Origin of the sequence: Plantibacter sp. CFBP 8804 (genome assembly GCF_014841225.1) — a bacterium.
Classification (GTDB): domain Bacteria; phylum Actinomycetota; class Actinomycetes; order Actinomycetales; family Microbacteriaceae; genus Plantibacter; species Plantibacter auratus.
On sequence record NZ_JACYTU010000006.1, the window covers coordinates 105305 to 121181 of the forward strand.

A 15877-nucleotide genomic window follows, 5' to 3' on the forward strand; every position below is an offset into this window, starting at 1 on the left:
GGATCACGCATCGAGATCGGGGAGACGAACGGCCGTGAACTCGTTTCCCGAGACGAGCGGCAGCGCTCAATACACCCTTGTATCCATTGTGGCGGGTATTGGCGTGATTTGAACAGCTCAAAACGGGGGGTATCGAGGCCGAAATGACCCGATCTTCCTGGAAATCACCCGAATGTGACCTGGATGGGAGTCAACGGTCGTCCAAGGGTGTGTCGCGAACCACACGGTACGCTCGGAGGCATGCCAGCCGCACCCGCCGACGACGCCCCCCGGAGCTACAGTTTCCTCGGTCCGAGCGGGACGTTCACCGAGGTGGCGCTGGGCCAGGTCGAGGAGGCCAGGGGCCAGATCTGGAAGCCCGTGTCGAACGTCGGCGAGGCGCTCGGCGACGTCCTCGAGGGCCGCAGCACAGCCGCGGTCATCGCCATCGAGAACTCGGTCGACGGAGGTGTGTCCGTGGCGCAGGACGCACTCGCCACGATGCCCGGTCTCCGCATCGTCGGCGAGGTGCTCGTGCCGGTGAACTTCGTACTCGTCGCCCGCCCCGGAACGCGACTGGAGGACGTTTCGGTCGTCAATGCGCACCCCGTCGCCTACGGGCAGTGCCACCTCTGGCTCGACGCGAAGCTGCCCTCGCACGGACACATCCCCGCGTCGAGCAACGTCGCCGCCGCAGCTTCCCTGCTCGACGGCACCTCGACCGCCGACGCCGCGGTCGCCCCGCCCGGCATCGTGAACCACTACGACCTCGACGTCCTCGCGGAGAACATCGGCGACAACCCGAACGCCGTGACCCGCTTCGTCGTCGTCAGTCGCTCACGGGAGATCCCGGCCCGGACGGGAGCCGACAAGACGAGCCTCATCGTCGAGCTGCCGAACGACGAGTCCGGCTCGCTGCTCGGCATGCTCGAGCAGTTCTCCACGCGTGGCGTGAACCTGAGCCTCATCGAGTCCCGGCCCATCGGCGACGCGCTTGGACGCTACCGCTTCGTGATCGACGCCCTCGGACACATCGAGGACGAACGGATGGCCGACGCCCTGCTGGGGCTCCGACGCTTCAGCCCGAACGTGATCTTCCTGGGCTCGTATCCCAGCGCCGATCGCACCGCCGTCGACTACCACTCCCGCTACAACGACGAGGTGTTCATCGAGGCTCGCGACTGGTTGCGCGGGCTGCTGTCGGCGGAGCCGCTCGACCACTGAGCCGTCGCGCTCGCGCACAACTCCTGCTGTCGGTCCGTGTCCGAGCTCGGGGACGGCGTGTCAGCGGGATTCGAGGCGGGGTGCAGGAGTCGTGAGCGCCGACGCGGTGTCGCCGCGGTTCAGCTGACGACGTCGACCCCGTGACCGCGGAGGCGCCGCTGGTCGGCGGTGAGCGAGGCGATGAGCCGCTCGTTCGTCCCGCGGATGTGACGCGCGACGAGGTCCGCCGCGCGCTCGGGGTCGCGCGCCGCGACCGCGTCGAGGATGGCGCGGTGCTCCGTGGCGGCCTGCTCTCGGGCCTCGGGCGTCCGCACCTCGAGCCAGCGGGTACGGGCGAGCCGGACCATCGCGCCGCGCACCCCTTCGGCGAGCAGGTGGTTCGCGGACAGTGCCGCGAGCTCCTCGTGGAAGTCGCCGCCGACACGGAGCACCGTGTGCTCGTCGTCGGGGCTGGGTTCGTCGAGCAGGGTGCGGATCGCGGCGAGCTGCGCTTCGGTCGCGCGTTCGGCGGAGAGCCGGACGCCGGCGGTCTCGAGCGCCTCACGGACCTCGGCGATGAGGCCGATCTCTTCGAGGTCGATGGGCGCGACGATCCAGCCGCGGCCGTCCCGACGCGCCAGTCCCTCGGCCTCGAGCCGGGTGAGTGCGGCGCGTACGGGTGTCCGTGACGCCGCGAAGCGTTGCTCGAGCCCCCGCTCGGTGAGCGGCTGACCGGGCGCGAGGTCGAGGGTCAGGATCGCCCCGCGGAGGCGCTCGTAGAGCTGCGTGGTCTGCGTCGGAGTGCTCATCCGTGTTCCCGATCCGGCCGGTGACTCTTGGTATACCAAAATGGTGTACCGTCATGCTAGCAGTGGGAGACACCCAGCGCAGGAAGCGGCACGATGACCGGATCGACACCAGCCCCCGTGGCCCCGGCGACCGCGCGCGGGGCGCGTCCACCGATGCCGAACGCCGGTCGGGCCTGGACCGTCCTCGGGCTCGGTGTCGCCGCGCAGACCGCCGGCACGCTCTTCGTCAGCACCCCGGCGTTCCTCATCCCGCTCCTGCACGCCGAGCGGGGCATGTCGCTCGCCGAGGCCGGCGTCCTGGCCGCTGCCCCCACGCTCGGCATGGTGCTGACGCTCATCGCCTGGGGCTGGCTGGCCGACCGCGTCGGCGAGCGCATCGTCATCGCGGGCGGCCTCGCCCTCACCGCGCTGGCCGCTGCCGGGGCGATCGCCGCGGACGGCCTCATCCCCTCGCTCGGCTACGGTCCGCTCGGCATCCTGCTCCTGCTCGGTGGCGCCGCCTCCGCGAGCACGAACTCGGCGAGCGGCCGGATCGTCGTCGGCTGGTTCCCGAAGGACCGCCGCGGTCTCGCGATGGGGATCCGTCAGATGTCGCAGCCCCTCGGCGTCACGGCGGCCGCTGTGACGGTGCCTTCCGTGGCGGCGGCGTCGGGCATCTCCGCCGCCCTCGTGATCTCGCTCGTCGCGACGGGTGTCCTCGCCGTGGCCTGCACCATCGGACTCCGGAATCCGCCACGGATCGTCGTGCCGAAGCCGGTCCCGACGGAGACGACGCCGAACCCCGTGGCCGCGCGACCCCGCAACCCCTACCGAGGCGACGGCTTCCTCTGGCGCATCCACGCCGTGTCGATCCTGCTCGTGGTGCCGCAGTTCACCCTCACGACCTTCGCTCTGGTGTGGCTCGTCACCGATCAGGGCTGGAACGCACTCGCGGCGGGCGTGCTCGTCGGCGTGGCGCAGTTCGTCGGAGCGATCGGCCGGATCGGCGTCGGGGTGTTGAGCGACCGCGTCGGCAGCCGGGTGCGACCGCTGCGCTGGGTGGCGGTGTCGGCGGTCGTCGTCATGCTGCTCCTCGCCGGTGTCGGGCTGCTGCAGTGGCCGGTGGCGGTCGCCGTCGCACTCGTCGTCGCCAGTGCCGTGACGGTCGCCGACAACGGGCTCGCCTTCACCTCGGTCGCGGAGATGGCCGGCCCCACCTGGGCCGGGCGGGCGCTGGGAGCGCAGAACACCGGCCAGTTCATCGCCGCGTCCGTCGTCGGCCCGGCGGTCGGTGCGCTCATCGGGCTGGTCGGCTATCCGCTCGCCTTCCTCGCGGTCGCCGTGCTCCCGGCCCTCGCGATCCCGATCATCCCGAGCGAGGCCGCGGAGCACGACCACCTCTAGGTCGTCGTCCCACCGGACCGGTCGGCTCGTCTAGTCGACGTTTGACGGATATCTATCGCGGCTGCCAGGCTTGCCGAGGCCCCACGACGGCCCGTGTACCTCCCCGCCGGCGAGTCGCGCTCCACTGCCTCCGACCACCGTCGAGCGACAGCCGGAGACGCCTGGTCGGCCGATCAGAAAGCACCACAGTGACCGGCACCACCACGTCCACCGACCCCGTCCACGCCGTCGCGGAGGCCGCCCTGCGGCGCAACGCGGGCGAACCCGAGTTCCACCAGGCGCTCCTCGAAGTCCTCGAGTCCATCCGCCCGGCGCTCGACGAACACCCCGAGTACCTCGAGGCGGGCATCCTCGAACGTCTCGTCGAACCCGAGCGGCAGGTCGTCTTCCGCGTGCCGTGGACCGACGACCGCAACCGGGTGCAGGTGAACCGCGGATTCCGCGTCCAGTTCAACTCGGCGCTCGGCCCGTACAAGGGCGGGCTGCGCTTCCACCCGAGCGTGAACCTGTCGATCGTGAAATTCCTCGGGTTCGAGCAGATCTTCAAGAACGCCCTCACCGCGCAGGGCATCGGTGGCGCGAAGGGCGGGAGCGACTTCGACCCGCACGGGCGGTCGGACGCCGAGATCATGCGCTTCTGCCAGAGCTTCATGAACGAGCTCTACCGCCACCTCGGCGAGCACACCGACGTCCCGGCCGGCGACATCGGCGTCGGCGCGCGCGAGATCGGCTTCCTCTTCGGCCAGTACCGGAAGATCACCAACCGGCACGAGTCGGGCATGTTCACCGGCAAGGGCGTCGGCTGGGGCGGCGCCGAGGTGCGCACCGAGGCGACCGGGTACGGGACGGTGTTCTTCGTGGACGAGATGCTCGCTGTCGACGGCCGCGGGGTCGAGGGCAAGCGCGTCATCGTGTCGGGCTCCGGGAACGTCGCGACCTACGCGATCGAGAAGGTCCACCAGCTCGGTGGCACCGCCGTCACCGCATCGGACTCCTCGGGGTACGTGGTCGACGACGCCGGCATCGACCTCGAGCTCCTCAAGCAGATCAAGGAGGTCGAGCGCGGCCGGATCTCCGAGTACGCCGCCCGCCGTCAGGGCGCCCACTTCGTCGCCGGCGGCAGCGTCTGGGACGTCCCGGGGGAGATCGCGCTGCCGAGCGCGACGCAGAACGAGCTGCACGAACGCGACGCGATCGCCCTCGTGAAGCACGGCGTCATCGCGGTCGCGGAGGGCGCGAACATGCCGTCGACGCCCGAGGCCGTGCGGGTGTTCCAGCAGGCCGGCGTCCTCTTCGGCCCGGGGAAGGCGGCGAACGCCGGTGGTGTGGCGACCTCGGCGCTCGAGATGAGCCAGAACGCTGCCAGGCAGCGGTGGTCCTTCGACGACAGCGAGGTGAAACTCCGCGGCATCATGCACGGTGTGCACCGCGCCGCCTACGAGGCCGCCGAACGCTACGGCCGGCCGGGCGACTACGTCGTCGGGGCGAACACCGCCGCGTTCGTGAAGGTCGCGGACGCGATGCTCGCCCAGGGCGTCATCTAGTTTCGTCCCAGTCCCCGACTCAGGAGTGCTCCGGCGCGTCGACCGCTGACGGGCCCGGCGCGCCGCGCACCTCCTGAGTCGGGGACGCGGAATCCGCCGGCGAGGGACGCGGCGGGTGTCGGATTGCGACGGGATGGTCGGCTCCTGGACGGCGAGTGACTAGCCTCGAAGGGTGACCGACCCCCGCCCCGCAACCACCGTCATCGTCGGTGCCGGCCTCTTCGGCCTGGCGACCGCCGTCCACCTCGCCCGCGCCGGTCGACGGGTGACGGTCCTCGAGTCGGGCACCGCCGCCGGTGCGACGACCGCAGCGGGCGCGGGCTTCGTCGGCCTCTGGGCGGCGGGCTACGCCTGGTACTGGGACGAGTCGGAACTCGCTCTCGAGCAGGCGGGCCTCGACTTCTACCGTGGGCTCGACGCGGGCGGATACGACATCGGGCTGCGGAACACGGGTAACGTGTGGCTCGCCCTCACCGAGCAGGCCGTGCTCGACCACCTGCTGCCGTTCGCCGAGCACCCGCTCCGACCCGAGGACGCCCGCCTGCTCACCGCCGTCGAGACCGCTGAGCTCGTTCCGGGTCTCGACCCTGAGGCCATCGTCGGGGCGTTCATCCATCCCGACGGCATCCAGATCAGCGCGCCCGACGCCGGACTCGCGCTCGCGGCGCTCGCCCGGGCCGAGGGCGTCGAGATCGTCGAGCACACGCCCGTCGTCGATCTCCTCGCCGAGGGGGGCCGAGCCGTCGGCGTGCTGACCGAGGCCGGCGAGCGCGTCCTCGGCGACGAGGTCGTCCTCGCCGCCGGGTCCTGGACGAACGGACTCCTCGCCGCCACGGACCGCGTGCTGCCGTTCGCGCGCGTGATCGCGAGCCGCTTGACCACCGCCCCGTTCGGCCTCGGCGAGGTGCCGACCCTCATGATCCCGGAACTCGACGGACTGTGGATCCGGGAGCACCTCGGTGGTCTCACCTACGGCAACGGCGTCGGCTACGAGGCGCTCGCGGTGCACGACAGCCCGGCGGACCGTCGCCCGGACCGCCCCGACCTCGTCGATGCGATGCGGGAGCACCTGTCGCCGATCATCTCCGAGCTCATCCCGGCCGCCGCGCCCGTCGTCGACGACGCCGAAGCCGTGCAGGGGATCGTGTCGTACACCGCGGACCGCCGCTTCATCGCGGGGCCCGTACCGGAGCTGGACGGGCTGTACGTCGTGGCCGGCGACAACGAGTCCGGCGTCACGCACGGCCCCGGACTCGGTCGGATGCTCGCCGAACTGATGGTCACGGGTGAGAGCCCCTTCGTCGACGCGTCACGGTACGCGCCCGGTCGATTCCCGTCCCGTCCGTTCGCCGACGAGGCCGCCGTGGCCGCCGCGATGCCGGCTCGTCGGGCGGTCGACGCGCGCGCCACCGCAGCGACGCGCGTGACGACGGAGTCGGGCCTGCCTGCAGAGTCGGGCCGATGACCGCGCCGGGTCCGGCAGCGGACGCGACGCCGACCGCGCTGCCGGCGCGCGCCGAGGTCGTGGTCATCGGCGCCGGGATCGTCGGTGCGGCGGCTGCACGCTCGCTGGCCGAGCAGGGCCGCGACGTCCTGCTGCTCGAGCGGTACCCGCGCGGTCACGAGCACGGCTCCTCCCACGGCGCGACCCGCATCTTCCGTCAGGGTTACGACGCCGACGACTACGTCGCCCTGACCTCCGAGGCGCTCGCGGCTTGGCGGGCGCTCGAATCGGCGAGCGGGCGGACGCTGCTCGACCTCACCGGTGCGCTCGACCACGGCCGCCCCGAGATGCTCGCGGCGATCGAGGCGGCGATGACCCGGGGTGGGATCGCGTCGGAGCGCCTCACCCCGGAGCAGGCGAGCGACCGCTGGCCCGGACTGCGGTTCGACCGCGAGGTCCTCCACCACGCGACCGGCGGGCGACTGTACTCCGCCGAGGCGATCGAGGCCCTGCTCGACCTCGCCGAGGTGGCCGGAGCGACCCTGCGCTTCGGCCTGCGGGTGGCGGGCGTCGATCCGACTGAGTCGACCGATCCGACCGCCGGTGTCGGCGGCGCCGTCGTCCGCACCGAGCTGGGCGACGTCGTCGCGGACCACGTGGTCGTCGCGGCCGGCTCCTGGACGCCCGACCTCGTCGGCGCCCTCGCTCGCAGCGTCGGCCGTCCGCTGCCCGAGATCGTCGTGACGCAGGTCCAGCCTGCCCACTTCCCGAGCGAGCTGGCCGCCGACGCCTGGCCGAGTTTCGTCCACTACCCCGCCGAGGGGTCGAGCGTGTACGGCCTGCTGACCCCGGGCGAGGGGGTCAAGGTCGGGCTGCACGGCGGTGCCGTCCACGTCCACCCCGACGAACGCGACGGCCTCGCCGAACCCGAGGAACTCGCGCGGCTCACCGCCTACGTCGCCGAATGGGTGCCCGGCGTCGACGCGTCCGCACCCCATACCATCAGCTGCCTCTACGATCTGAGCCCCAGCGAGGATTTCGTGATCGACCGGATCGACAGCATCATCGTCACGACGGGATTCTCCGGTCACGGGTTCAAGTTCGGCCCGGTGCTGGGACGCCTCATCGCCGAGCTCGTCGACGGAGCCGAACCGCACCCGAGGTTCGCGCTCGCCGCCCACGCGGTCCCCGTCGCGCCATCAGCATCAGCACCCCCGCAGTCACCCGAAGGAACCGCTCCATGAACCGATCCGCCAGATTCGCCACGGTCGCCATCGGCCTCGGTGTCGTCGCCGCCCTCACCGGTTGCACGGCCCAGGGCGGGACCACCACGACCACCGCGCTCGTCATCGGCACGACCGATCAGATCGTCTCGCTCGACCCGGCCGGTGCCTGGGATCGCGGCTCCTTCACGCCGCAGAACCAGATCTACCAGCACCTCCTCAGCTACGACGAGGGCGACGTCGTCCCCGCCCCCGACGCGGCGGAATCGTGCGACTTCACCGACGAGTCCACCTACGTCTGCACGGTCAAGGAGGGGCTGACCTTCTCCAACGGCCACGCGCTCACGGCCGAGGACGTCGTCTACTCCTTCACCCGCGTCCGTGAGATCGCCGCCGACAACGGTCCGTCGCCGCTGCTCGCGAACCTCGACAGCGTCGAGGAGGGTGACGACAACCAGGTCGTCTTCCACCTCACGGTGCCGAACGACCAGACCTGGCCCTACGTGCTCACGAGCATGGCCGGGCCGATCGTCGACGAAGAGGTCTTCCCAGCGGACAAGCTGCTGAGCGACGACGACGTGATCGGCTCCGGCCCCTACTCCGTCGACAGCTACCAGGCGGGCGGGCTGCTCTCCCTCGAGGCGAACTCGCGCTACTCCGGGACGCGCGCGAAGACGCAGCACGTCGTGCTCAAGCCGTACACGACGGCGTCGAACCTGCGGCTCGACCTGGAGAAGGGCGATGTCGACATCGCCTACCGCTCACTGACCGCGACGGACGTCGCCGACCTCCGGAGCGACTCCGACCTGCAGGTCGTCGAGGGGCCGGGCGGTTCGGTGCGGTTCCTCACGTTCAACCTGAACACCCAGCCGGGCGCGAACGACGCGCAGAAGCTCGCCATCCGGCAGGCGGTCGCGTCGCTCGTCGATCGTGAGGAGATCGCCGATCAGGTCTACAAGGGCACCTACGCGCCGGCGTACTCGGTCGTGCTCGACGGGCAGACGGGTGCGACGCCCGCGTTCCAGACCGCGTACGGTGACGCGCCGGACCCGGCGAAGGCCGCGGCGATCCTCGCGGCCGCGGGCGTCAGCACTCCGGTCGCCCTGCCGATCCAGTACACGAGCGACCACTACGGCCCCGACTCCGACCAGGAGTACGCGCTCATCAAGTCGCAGCTGGAGGAGTCCGGACTGTTCACCGTCGACCTGCAGTCGACGGAGTGGACGAGCTACGTGAAGGAGCTGAACCCGGAGTCGGGTTACCCGGCGTACCAGCTGGGGTTCTTCCCGGACTACCCGGACCCCGACAACTTCCTGCGATCGGCGTACTCGACGACCGGGGCTTCCGTCGCCAACGGGTACTCGGACCCGGCCGTCGACGCGCTCATCGACACCGAGGCGACGGCGACCGACCCGGCGGCGCGCATCGCGGCGATCGAGCAGATCCAGGCACTGACCGCGACCGCGGCTCCGATCATCCCGCTGCTCCAGGGCACCGAGACGGTCCTCGCGCAGAAGAACGTGACGGGCCTCGAGGACACGCTCGACGCCACCTACACCTTCCGCTTCGCGGTCCTCGACCGCACGAAGTAGCCGTCGCCGCTGGGGAGTGCGTCAGCGCGGTGCGCTGACGTGAGCGCGGGTCTGTGACGTGAGCGCGCCTCTCCGGAGCCCCGCGCTCGCGTGCGCGGGGAGCGCTCACACCGGGTGTGCGTCATTCGCGTGGGCGCACCGCGCCGGCACCCGGTGGGGAGGTCTCAGGTCAGCGCGGTGCGCTGGCGCGAGACTTGCCGAGTCGGCGTGGGCGCGGGTCTGTGACGTGAGCGCGCCTCTCCGGAGACCCGCGCTCGCGGCTGCGGAGCGCGCTCGCGTCAGCGCACCGCGCTGGCACCCTTCACAAGTGGGAGAGGACCTGAGCGAGCGCGATCGTGGCGTCGCCGGTCAGGGACAGGGTGCCGGCCTCGAGTCGGAGGGTGTCGTGCCGTTGGAGGGCACCAGGGCCGAGACCTGGCCCCGTCGCCGACAGCAGTCCATCGAGGAACACGACGAATGTGGTGGCTCCCGGCGTCGGCGTCACCAGCCTCGAACCGTCGACGACGCCGACCTCGAGCGATCCACGGAACCGGTCCCGCGACACCATCAGGTTGAGATCGAGCGTCGGCCCGACCACGCCCCGCGACGACACCGCCGAGGCCCCGTCGAAGGCGGCGACCTGCCACCGGTCCAACTCGACCGGCTCACCGTCGATCACGAGTCCGAGTCCGCCCGCCGACAACGCCATCAGCTGACGGTCGACGCCGGGGAACGACGAGAAGGCGACGTCCGACTCGACCGTCGCGATGCTCAGCGTCCACCCCGGGGCGGCCGGCGTGTCACCGTCGCCGCGCCCACCATCGGTCCGAAGCCCGACGGCCTCGACGGCGATCTCCGTCGCGGTCCCCAGCCCGTTCCGCCAGCGGTAGCTCCGATGCCGGTCGGCCGGCAGCAGCACGAGTGCATGACCCTCCGCCGCATCGCTCACCGCTGCGTCGTCCCGGCCGTGACGCGCTCGCCGCGCTGCCGGACGCCGACCGTCAACGGCACACCGGGCCGGTAGGCGAGGTGTGACACCGACGGGGCGTCGAGCACCTGCAGGTCCGCGAGACCACCCATGCGGAGCGATCCGACGGCGTCGGCCCCGTGCTCGCGACCGACCGCAACCGCGGCCCCACGCGTCGCCGCCCACACAGCCTCGGCGATCGTCAGCCGCATCTGCAGCACGGCGGTCGCCACGCAGTACGCCATCGACGTCGTGTACGAGGTGCCCGGGTTGCAGTTGGTCGCGAGCGCGATCGAAGCACCGGCGTCGATGAGCGCGCGCGCCGGCGGGAACGGCTCGCGCGTCGACAGGTCGCAGGCCGGGAGCAGGGTCGCGACCGTCGACGAACCCGCCAGGAGGTCGACGTCGGCGTCCGAGAGGTGGTTGCAGTGGTCGACGCTCGCCGCCTCCAACTCGACCGCGAGGCGCACTCCGCCACTCTCGCCGAGCTGGTTCCCGTGCACCCGGACACCCAGCCCTGCGGCGCGACCGGCGAGCAGCACCTCGCGCGACTCCTCGACGTCGAAGGCGCCGACCTCGCAGAACGCGTCGACGTAGGACGCGAACGGAGCCACCGCCGCGAGCATCGGTCCGGTCACGAGGTCGAGGTAGTCGCGGCGGTCGACACCGGCCGGCACGAGATGGGCCCCGAGGAAGGTGACGACGTCGGCGACCTCGGCCGCCGCGCGAGCGGATCGTGCCTCGCCCTCCACATCGAGCGCGTATCCCGTCTTCGCCTCGAGGAATGTTGTCCCCTGCGCGAGCGCCTCCGCCCGCAACCGCCGCGCACCCGCGACGAGCTGCTCCTCCGAGGCGGCTCGAGTGGCCGCCACGGTCGTCGCGATCCCGCCCGCCGCGTACCGGCCGCCGGCCATGCGCGCCTCGAACTCCGCCGAGCGGTCGCCCGCGAACACGAGATGGGTGTGCGTGTCGACCCAACCCGGCAGCACGGCGCGCCCGCCCACGTCGGTCCGCGCGTCGGCGTCGGGCGCGTCGCCCGCTGCGCCGAGCCACGCGATCCGGCCGTCTTCGATGACGAGCGCCGCATCGGTGATCCGGTTGCCGTCGACGTCGCCCGGCCCGGAGCCGGCGTTGGTCGTGAGCTCGGCGATGCCGGTGATGAGTTCGCTGGTCATGGCTGCATCTCCTGCGAGGGGTGATCAGGTGTCGGGGACGAGGTGGCTGTCCGGGGCGTATCCCTCGATGCTGCCAGCTCGGCGAGCGCCACCGCGAGGAGCTCTTCCGGTGTCGACTCCCGTGACGTCGCGAGCAGCCGACCTCGCTCCACGACGAGCCGCCCGCCGACGACGACCCGCACGACGTCGGACGCGGTCGCGACGAGGGCGAGTTGTGCCGGGTCCATGCCGGTCGTGCGGAGGCTCGACGTCGACACCTCGACGAGGTCGAGCGGGTCGCCGACATCCAGTGTGTGCCGCCCGAGTCCGAGCGAACGATATCCGTTGTCGGTGCCCGCCTCGAGGAGCTCGGCGGGTGAGAACCGACCGCGTCTGCCGGAGGCGAGCCGTTCCCCGGCCTCGAGTCCACGTAGTTCGAGCAGCGGGTCGACCACCGCGTTCTGGTCGGAGCCGACGGCGATCCGGGCCCCCGCGTCCGCGAGGCGGCGGGCCGGTCCGATGCCGTCGCCGAGGTCGGCCTCGGTCGTCGGGCACATCACGACGGTCGCGCCGGATCGCCCGATCGCCGTGATGTCCGCGTCGGTCAGGTGCGTCGCGTGGACGAGGCTGATGCGCGGGGCGAGCGCACCGAGCGCGGCGAGCACCCCGGTGGGCGTCCTGCCCGTCTTCGCGAGTGTGTCGACGTTCTCCTGCGGTTGCTCCGACAGGTGTACGTGCAGCGGGACGTCGGCGGGCAGGCCGGCGAGGATCGTGCGCATGGCCTCGACGGGCACGGCGCGCACGGAGTGCAGCGCGGCGCCGAGCGTGACGAGCCCGGTGGCGCCGACCGAGCCAGAGAGCGCGTCGCGTAGTCGATGCCAGCGGGCGAGCCAGCCGGACGCGTCGCCGTCGCCGAACGCGAGCTGTTCGGTGAGCAGCGGAGCGGCGGGACCCCCGGCGGACCCGAGGCCGCTCGCGAGGTAGGCCGTGTCGAGGAGGGTGAGCCGGATGCCGACGTCGGCGGCGGCTTCGGCGACCGCCAGTTCCATCGCGTGGGCGGTCGGGTACGGGGTGCCATCGGCCTGGTGGTGCACGTAGTGGAACTCGCCGACCGCCGTCCAGCCGCAGACGAGCATCTCGCCGAACACGGCGCGAGCGACCCGGCCGTAGTGGTCCGGGTCGAGGCTGGCGGCCGCCGCGTACATCGCCTCGCGCCACTGCCAGAAGTCGCCGCCGTCGGCGTGGGTGCGTCCGCGGAGCAGACGGTGGAACGCGTGGGAGTGGGCGTTCCCCATGCCGGGGATGACCGTTCCGAGGCGTCGGTCGCCCGCCTGCGGCTCGACGCCGCGCTCGACGGCGGTGATCCGTCCGGAGTCGTCGGCCGTGAAGCGCACGCGGCCGGTCGGGCGACCGTCGATGATCGCCGTCGCGGCCCAGATGGGAATCCGCAAATCCGCCGCGCCGGCGTCGACGCTCGCGACCGTCACAGGACGCTCCGGAGCAGGGCCTCGAGCGCTTCGACGCCGGCGACGCAGTCGGCCGTCTCAGCGAACTCCTCCGGTGAGTGCGAGACACCGGTCGGGTTCCGGACGAAGACCATCGCGGTCGGCACCGCGCCGCTCAGGACGCCGGCGTCGTGGCCTGCGCCCGTCGGCAGCAGCGGGACCCCGCCGAGCGTGCCGGCGAGCCGCGCGGCGAGCTCTGGGTCGAACTCGACGACGCCCGACCACGACTCCTCGATCAGCTCGACCGTGCACCCGGAATCGGCGACGGCCTCCTGGACCCGGCCCTCGATGTCCGCGACGAGGGCGCGCGTGCCGGCGTCGGTGGCGGCCCGGGCGTCCACCCAGGCGTCGACCTCGGAGGCGATGACGTTGGTTCCGCCCGGCACGATGCGCAGGCGGCCGACGGTGGCGCGGGCGTCGTCCGTCGCGAGGGCGGCCTGCTCGACCGCGAGGACGGCCCGTGCCGCGGCGACCACGGGATCACGGCGCTCGCGCATGCCGGTCGCGCCGGCGTGGTTCCCCTGACCACTCACCCGGAGGCGCCAGCGGCCGTGGGCGAGGATCGACGAGGCGACGGCGGTGGGCGAGCCGAGGTCGATGAGGCCGCGACCCTGTTCCACGTGCAACTCGATGAAGAGTCCGATGCGGCCGAGCGCCTCGTCGTCGCGGCCGAGGTGCTCGGGAGCGAGCCCGGCGGCCGCTGCGGCCTCCGCCACGGTGACCCCGTCCGCGTCCGTCAGTGCTCGGGCGGCGTCCGCGGTGATCGCCCCGGACAGGAGCCGGGATCCGAGGCAGGCGACCCCGAACCGGGACCCCTCCTCCTCGGCGAACACCACGACGGCGACGGGACGCGACGGCTGGAACCCGGTGGTCTGCAGACGCGCGACGGCGTCCAGCGCTGAGACGACGCCGAGTGGCCCGTCGAAGGCGCCGCCGCCTGGGACGGAGTCGAGGTGGCTGCCGGTGACGACCGCGTCGGGCCCAGGCCTACCCCACCACGCCCACAGGTTGCCGTTCCGGTCCGTCTCGACGTCGAGACCGAGTCGGGTGGCGCGAGCGGTGAACCACTCGCGCAGCTCGGACTCGGCCGGCGTCCAGACGTGCCGGGAGTACCCGCCGCGCGCCGGATCGACCCCGACGCCGGTGATCTCGTCGAGCCCGGCGAGCCGACCGTGGGCGATCAGGCCGTCGGTCACTCGCCCTCCCACATCGGCACCCGCAGGCCGCGTTCGCGGGCGACCTCGGCCGCCCGCTCGTATCCGGCGTCGACGTGACGCATGACGCCGGTCCCCGGGTCGTTGACGAGCACGCGCGCGATCTTCTCGGCGGCGAGCGGCGTCCCGTCGGCGACGATCACCTGACCGGCGTGGATGGAGCGGCCGATGCCGACCCCACCGCCGTGGTGGATCGACACCCAGGTCGCGCCGGACGCCGTGTTGAGCAGGGCGTTGAGCAGCGGCCAGTCGGCGATCGCGTCGGAGCCGTCGGCCATCGCCTCGGTCTCGCGGTACGGGGAGGCGACGGAACCGGAGTCGAGGTGGTCGCGGCCGATGACGACGGGTGCGCTCAGTTCACCCGAGGCGACCATCTCGTTGAACTTCAGGCCGGCAAGGTGGCGCTCCTGGTAGCCGAGCCAGCAGATGCGGGCTGGCAGTCCCTCGAAGGCGATCTTCTCGCCGGCCGAGGTGATCCAACGGCGCAGCTTCTCATCCTCGGGGAAGAGTTCGAGGATGGCGCGGTCGGTCGCGGCGATGTCCGCCGGATCGCCGGAGAGGGCCGCCCAGCGGAACGGGCCCTTGCCCTCGGCGAAGAGCGGCCGGATGTAGGCGGGCACGAAGCCGGGGAAGTCGAAGGCGCGCTCGCAACCGCCGAGTTTCGCTTCGGCGCGGATGGAGTTGCCGTAGTCGAAGACCTCGGCGCCGGCGTCCTGGAAGTCGACCATCGCCTGCACCTGCTTCGCCATGGCGAGTCGCGAGCGGCGCGTGAAGTCGACCGGGTCGGCCGCCGCCTCGGTCTGCCAGTCGGCGAGCGCCGTGTCCTCGGGCAGGTAGGCGAGCGGGTCGTGAGCGCTCGTCTGGTCGGTGACGATGTCGATGGCGACCCCGCGCCGCAGCAGTTCGGGGAAGACGGTCGCGGCGTTGCCGACGAGGCCGACCGACAGCGGGCGTCGTTCGGCCTTGGCGGCGAGCACGCGTTCGACGGCGTCGTCGAGGTCGTCCGTCATCTCGTCGAGGTAGCGGTGCTCGACGCGTCGCTCCAGGCGGCTCGGGTCGACGTCGACGATGAGCACGACGCCTTCGTTGAGCGTCACGGCGAGCGGCTGTGCCCCGCCCATGCCGCCGGCTCCGCCGGTGAGGGTCAGCGTCCCGGCGAGGGTTCCACCGAACCGCTTGTCGGCGATGGCGGCGAAGGTCTCGTAGGTGCCCTGGAGGATGCCCTGCGTGCCGATGTAGATCCACGAGCCGGCGGTCATCTGCCCGTACATGGTGAGACCCTCGGCCTCGAGCTTGCGGAACTCGGGCCACGTCGCCCAGTCGCCGACGAGGTTGGAGTTCGCGATGAGCACGCGCGGTGCCCACTCGTGCGTGCGGAAGACGCCGACGGGCTTGCCGGACTGCACGAGCAGGGTCTCGTCGGCCTCCAGTCCTTCGAGCGTGCGGACGATCGCGTCGTAGGCCTCCCAGTTGCGCGCGGCCTTCCCGGTGCCGCCGTAGACGACGAGGTCCTCGGGGTGCTCGGCGACCTCGGGGTCGAGGTTGTTCATGAGCATCCGGAGCGGGCCCTCGGTCTGCCAGCTCTTGGCGGTGAGGGTGGTGCCGCGAGCGGCACGGATGGTCCGGGTGGTGGTCGGCATGTCGGTCATGTGATCAGTCCACTCCTCCCGGGGCCCGCGCGGCGAGAGCGACCGGGCTGTGGCTGTCTGGTCCGCCAGACATCCGGGTGTTTCGGGTCGCTGTTCGTCCGTCAGCGCGGTGCGCTGACGTCACCATGCACGCATCGGCGTCACTGCGGGGCAGCGACGTGAGCGCGCCCCTCCGGAGACCCGCGCTCACGTCGATGACCCGCGCTCACGCCAGCGCACCGCGCTGGCACCC

Annotated in this window: 12 protein-coding genes; 6 read left to right on the forward strand and 6 right to left on the reverse strand. The window is 72.0% G+C overall.

From position 1 onward, the window contains the following. Nucleotides 1-240: 240 nt before the first annotated feature. Entirely contained in the window at nucleotides 241-1203 is a 963-nt protein-coding gene (gene pheA / locus IFU11_RS12685) for a prephenate dehydratase (protein ID WP_192019152.1), read from the forward strand. A gap of 119 nt (nucleotides 1204-1322) precedes the next feature. On the opposite strand, the gene IFU11_RS12690 is transcribed toward pheA, so the two are convergent. Continuing rightward, complete coding sequence (locus tag IFU11_RS12690) at nucleotides 1323-1991, reverse strand: GntR family transcriptional regulator (RefSeq protein ID WP_192019153.1); 669 nt, start codon at nucleotides 1989-1991, stop codon at nucleotides 1323-1325. A 93-nt stretch (nucleotides 1992-2084) separates the two neighbouring features. On the opposite strand from IFU11_RS12690, the gene IFU11_RS12695 reads away from it, so the two are divergent. The 5 genes from IFU11_RS12695 to IFU11_RS12715 all read left to right on the forward strand — a co-directional run bounded on the left by IFU11_RS12695 (nucleotide 2085) and on the right by IFU11_RS12715 (nucleotide 9177). Then, nucleotides 2085-3374, forward strand: a complete 1290-nt coding sequence (locus IFU11_RS12695; protein WP_370582655.1) for an MFS transporter — start codon at nucleotides 2085-2087, stop codon at nucleotides 3372-3374. Between the two features lie 188 nt (nucleotides 3375-3562). Then, nucleotides 3563-4918: an NADP-specific glutamate dehydrogenase gene (gene gdhA, locus IFU11_RS12700; RefSeq protein ID WP_064296885.1), complete on the forward strand. Its 1356-nt coding sequence runs from the start codon at nucleotides 3563-3565 to the stop codon at nucleotides 4916-4918. A 172-nt stretch (nucleotides 4919-5090) separates the two neighbouring features. Beyond that, on the forward strand, nucleotides 5091-6383 hold the full coding sequence (locus IFU11_RS12705; RefSeq protein WP_192019154.1) for an NAD(P)/FAD-dependent oxidoreductase: 1293 nt from the start codon (nucleotides 5091-5093) through the stop codon (nucleotides 6381-6383). After that, nucleotides 6380-7606, forward strand: coding sequence for an FAD-dependent oxidoreductase (locus IFU11_RS12710; protein WP_192019155.1), 1227 nt, complete (start codon nucleotides 6380-6382; stop codon nucleotides 7604-7606). Before IFU11_RS12705 ends, IFU11_RS12710 begins: the two co-directional genes overlap by 4 nt. Beyond that, complete coding sequence (locus tag IFU11_RS12715; protein ID WP_192019156.1) at nucleotides 7603-9177, forward strand: ABC transporter substrate-binding protein; 1575 nt, start codon at nucleotides 7603-7605, stop codon at nucleotides 9175-9177. The genes IFU11_RS12710 and IFU11_RS12715 overlap by 4 nt, the downstream gene beginning before the upstream one ends. A 301-nt stretch (nucleotides 9178-9478) precedes the next feature. Here IFU11_RS12715 and IFU11_RS12720 read toward each other — a convergent pair whose 3' ends face one another. From IFU11_RS12720 to hutU, 5 genes are read right to left on the reverse strand one after another with little or no spacing between them, the layout of a single operon-like run. After that, nucleotides 9479-10105, reverse strand: a complete 627-nt coding sequence (locus IFU11_RS12720) for a HutD/Ves family protein (protein ID WP_192019157.1) — start codon at nucleotides 10103-10105, stop codon at nucleotides 9479-9481. Next, nucleotides 10102-11298, reverse strand: a complete 1197-nt coding sequence (gene hutI, locus IFU11_RS12725; RefSeq protein WP_192019158.1) for an imidazolonepropionase — start codon at nucleotides 11296-11298, stop codon at nucleotides 10102-10104. The genes IFU11_RS12720 and hutI overlap by 4 nt, the downstream gene beginning before the upstream one ends. Next, nucleotides 11295-12764 carry a formimidoylglutamate deiminase gene (locus tag IFU11_RS12730; RefSeq protein WP_371742780.1) on the reverse strand — a complete coding sequence of 490 codons (1470 nt, stop codon included), beginning with the start codon at nucleotides 12762-12764 and terminating at the stop codon, nucleotides 11295-11297. The genes hutI and IFU11_RS12730 overlap by 4 nt, the downstream gene beginning before the upstream one ends. Beyond that, a complete protein-coding gene (locus IFU11_RS12735; RefSeq protein ID WP_192019159.1) occupies nucleotides 12761-13978 on the reverse strand; it encodes an allantoate amidohydrolase in 1218 nt (405 codons plus the stop codon). Before IFU11_RS12735 ends, IFU11_RS12730 begins: the two co-directional genes overlap by 4 nt. Next, the gene (gene hutU, locus IFU11_RS12740) at nucleotides 13975-15645 is read right to left on the reverse strand and encodes a urocanate hydratase (RefSeq protein ID WP_192019160.1); all 1671 of its coding nucleotides are present in this window, start codon (nucleotides 15643-15645) and stop codon (nucleotides 13975-13977) included. Before hutU ends, IFU11_RS12735 begins: the two co-directional genes overlap by 4 nt. Between the last annotated feature and the right edge of the window lie 232 nt (nucleotides 15646-15877).

Bases quoted from the DNA above. Each gene is read 5' to 3' on its own strand.
- pheA (WP_192019152.1), top strand. From the start codon at position 241: ATGCCAGCCGCACCCGCCGACGACGCCCCCCGGAGCTACAGTTTCCTC.
- IFU11_RS12690 (WP_192019153.1), bottom strand. From the start codon at position 1,991: ATGAGCACTCCGACGCAGACCACGCAGCTCTACGAGCGCCTCCGCGGG.
- IFU11_RS12695 (WP_370582655.1), top strand. From the start codon at position 2,085: ATGACCGGATCGACACCAGCCCCCGTGGCCCCGGCGACCGCGCGCGGG.
- IFU11_RS12710 (WP_192019155.1), top strand. From the start codon at position 6,380: ATGACCGCGCCGGGTCCGGCAGCGGACGCGACGCCGACCGCGCTGCCG.
- IFU11_RS12715 (WP_192019156.1), top strand. From the start codon at position 7,603: ATGAACCGATCCGCCAGATTCGCCACGGTCGCCATCGGCCTCGGTGTC.
- hutI (WP_192019158.1), bottom strand. From the start codon at position 11,298: ATGACCAGCGAACTCATCACCGGCATCGCCGAGCTCACGACCAACGCC.
- hutU (WP_192019160.1), bottom strand. From the start codon at position 15,645: ATGACCGACATGCCGACCACCACCCGGACCATCCGTGCCGCTCGCGGC.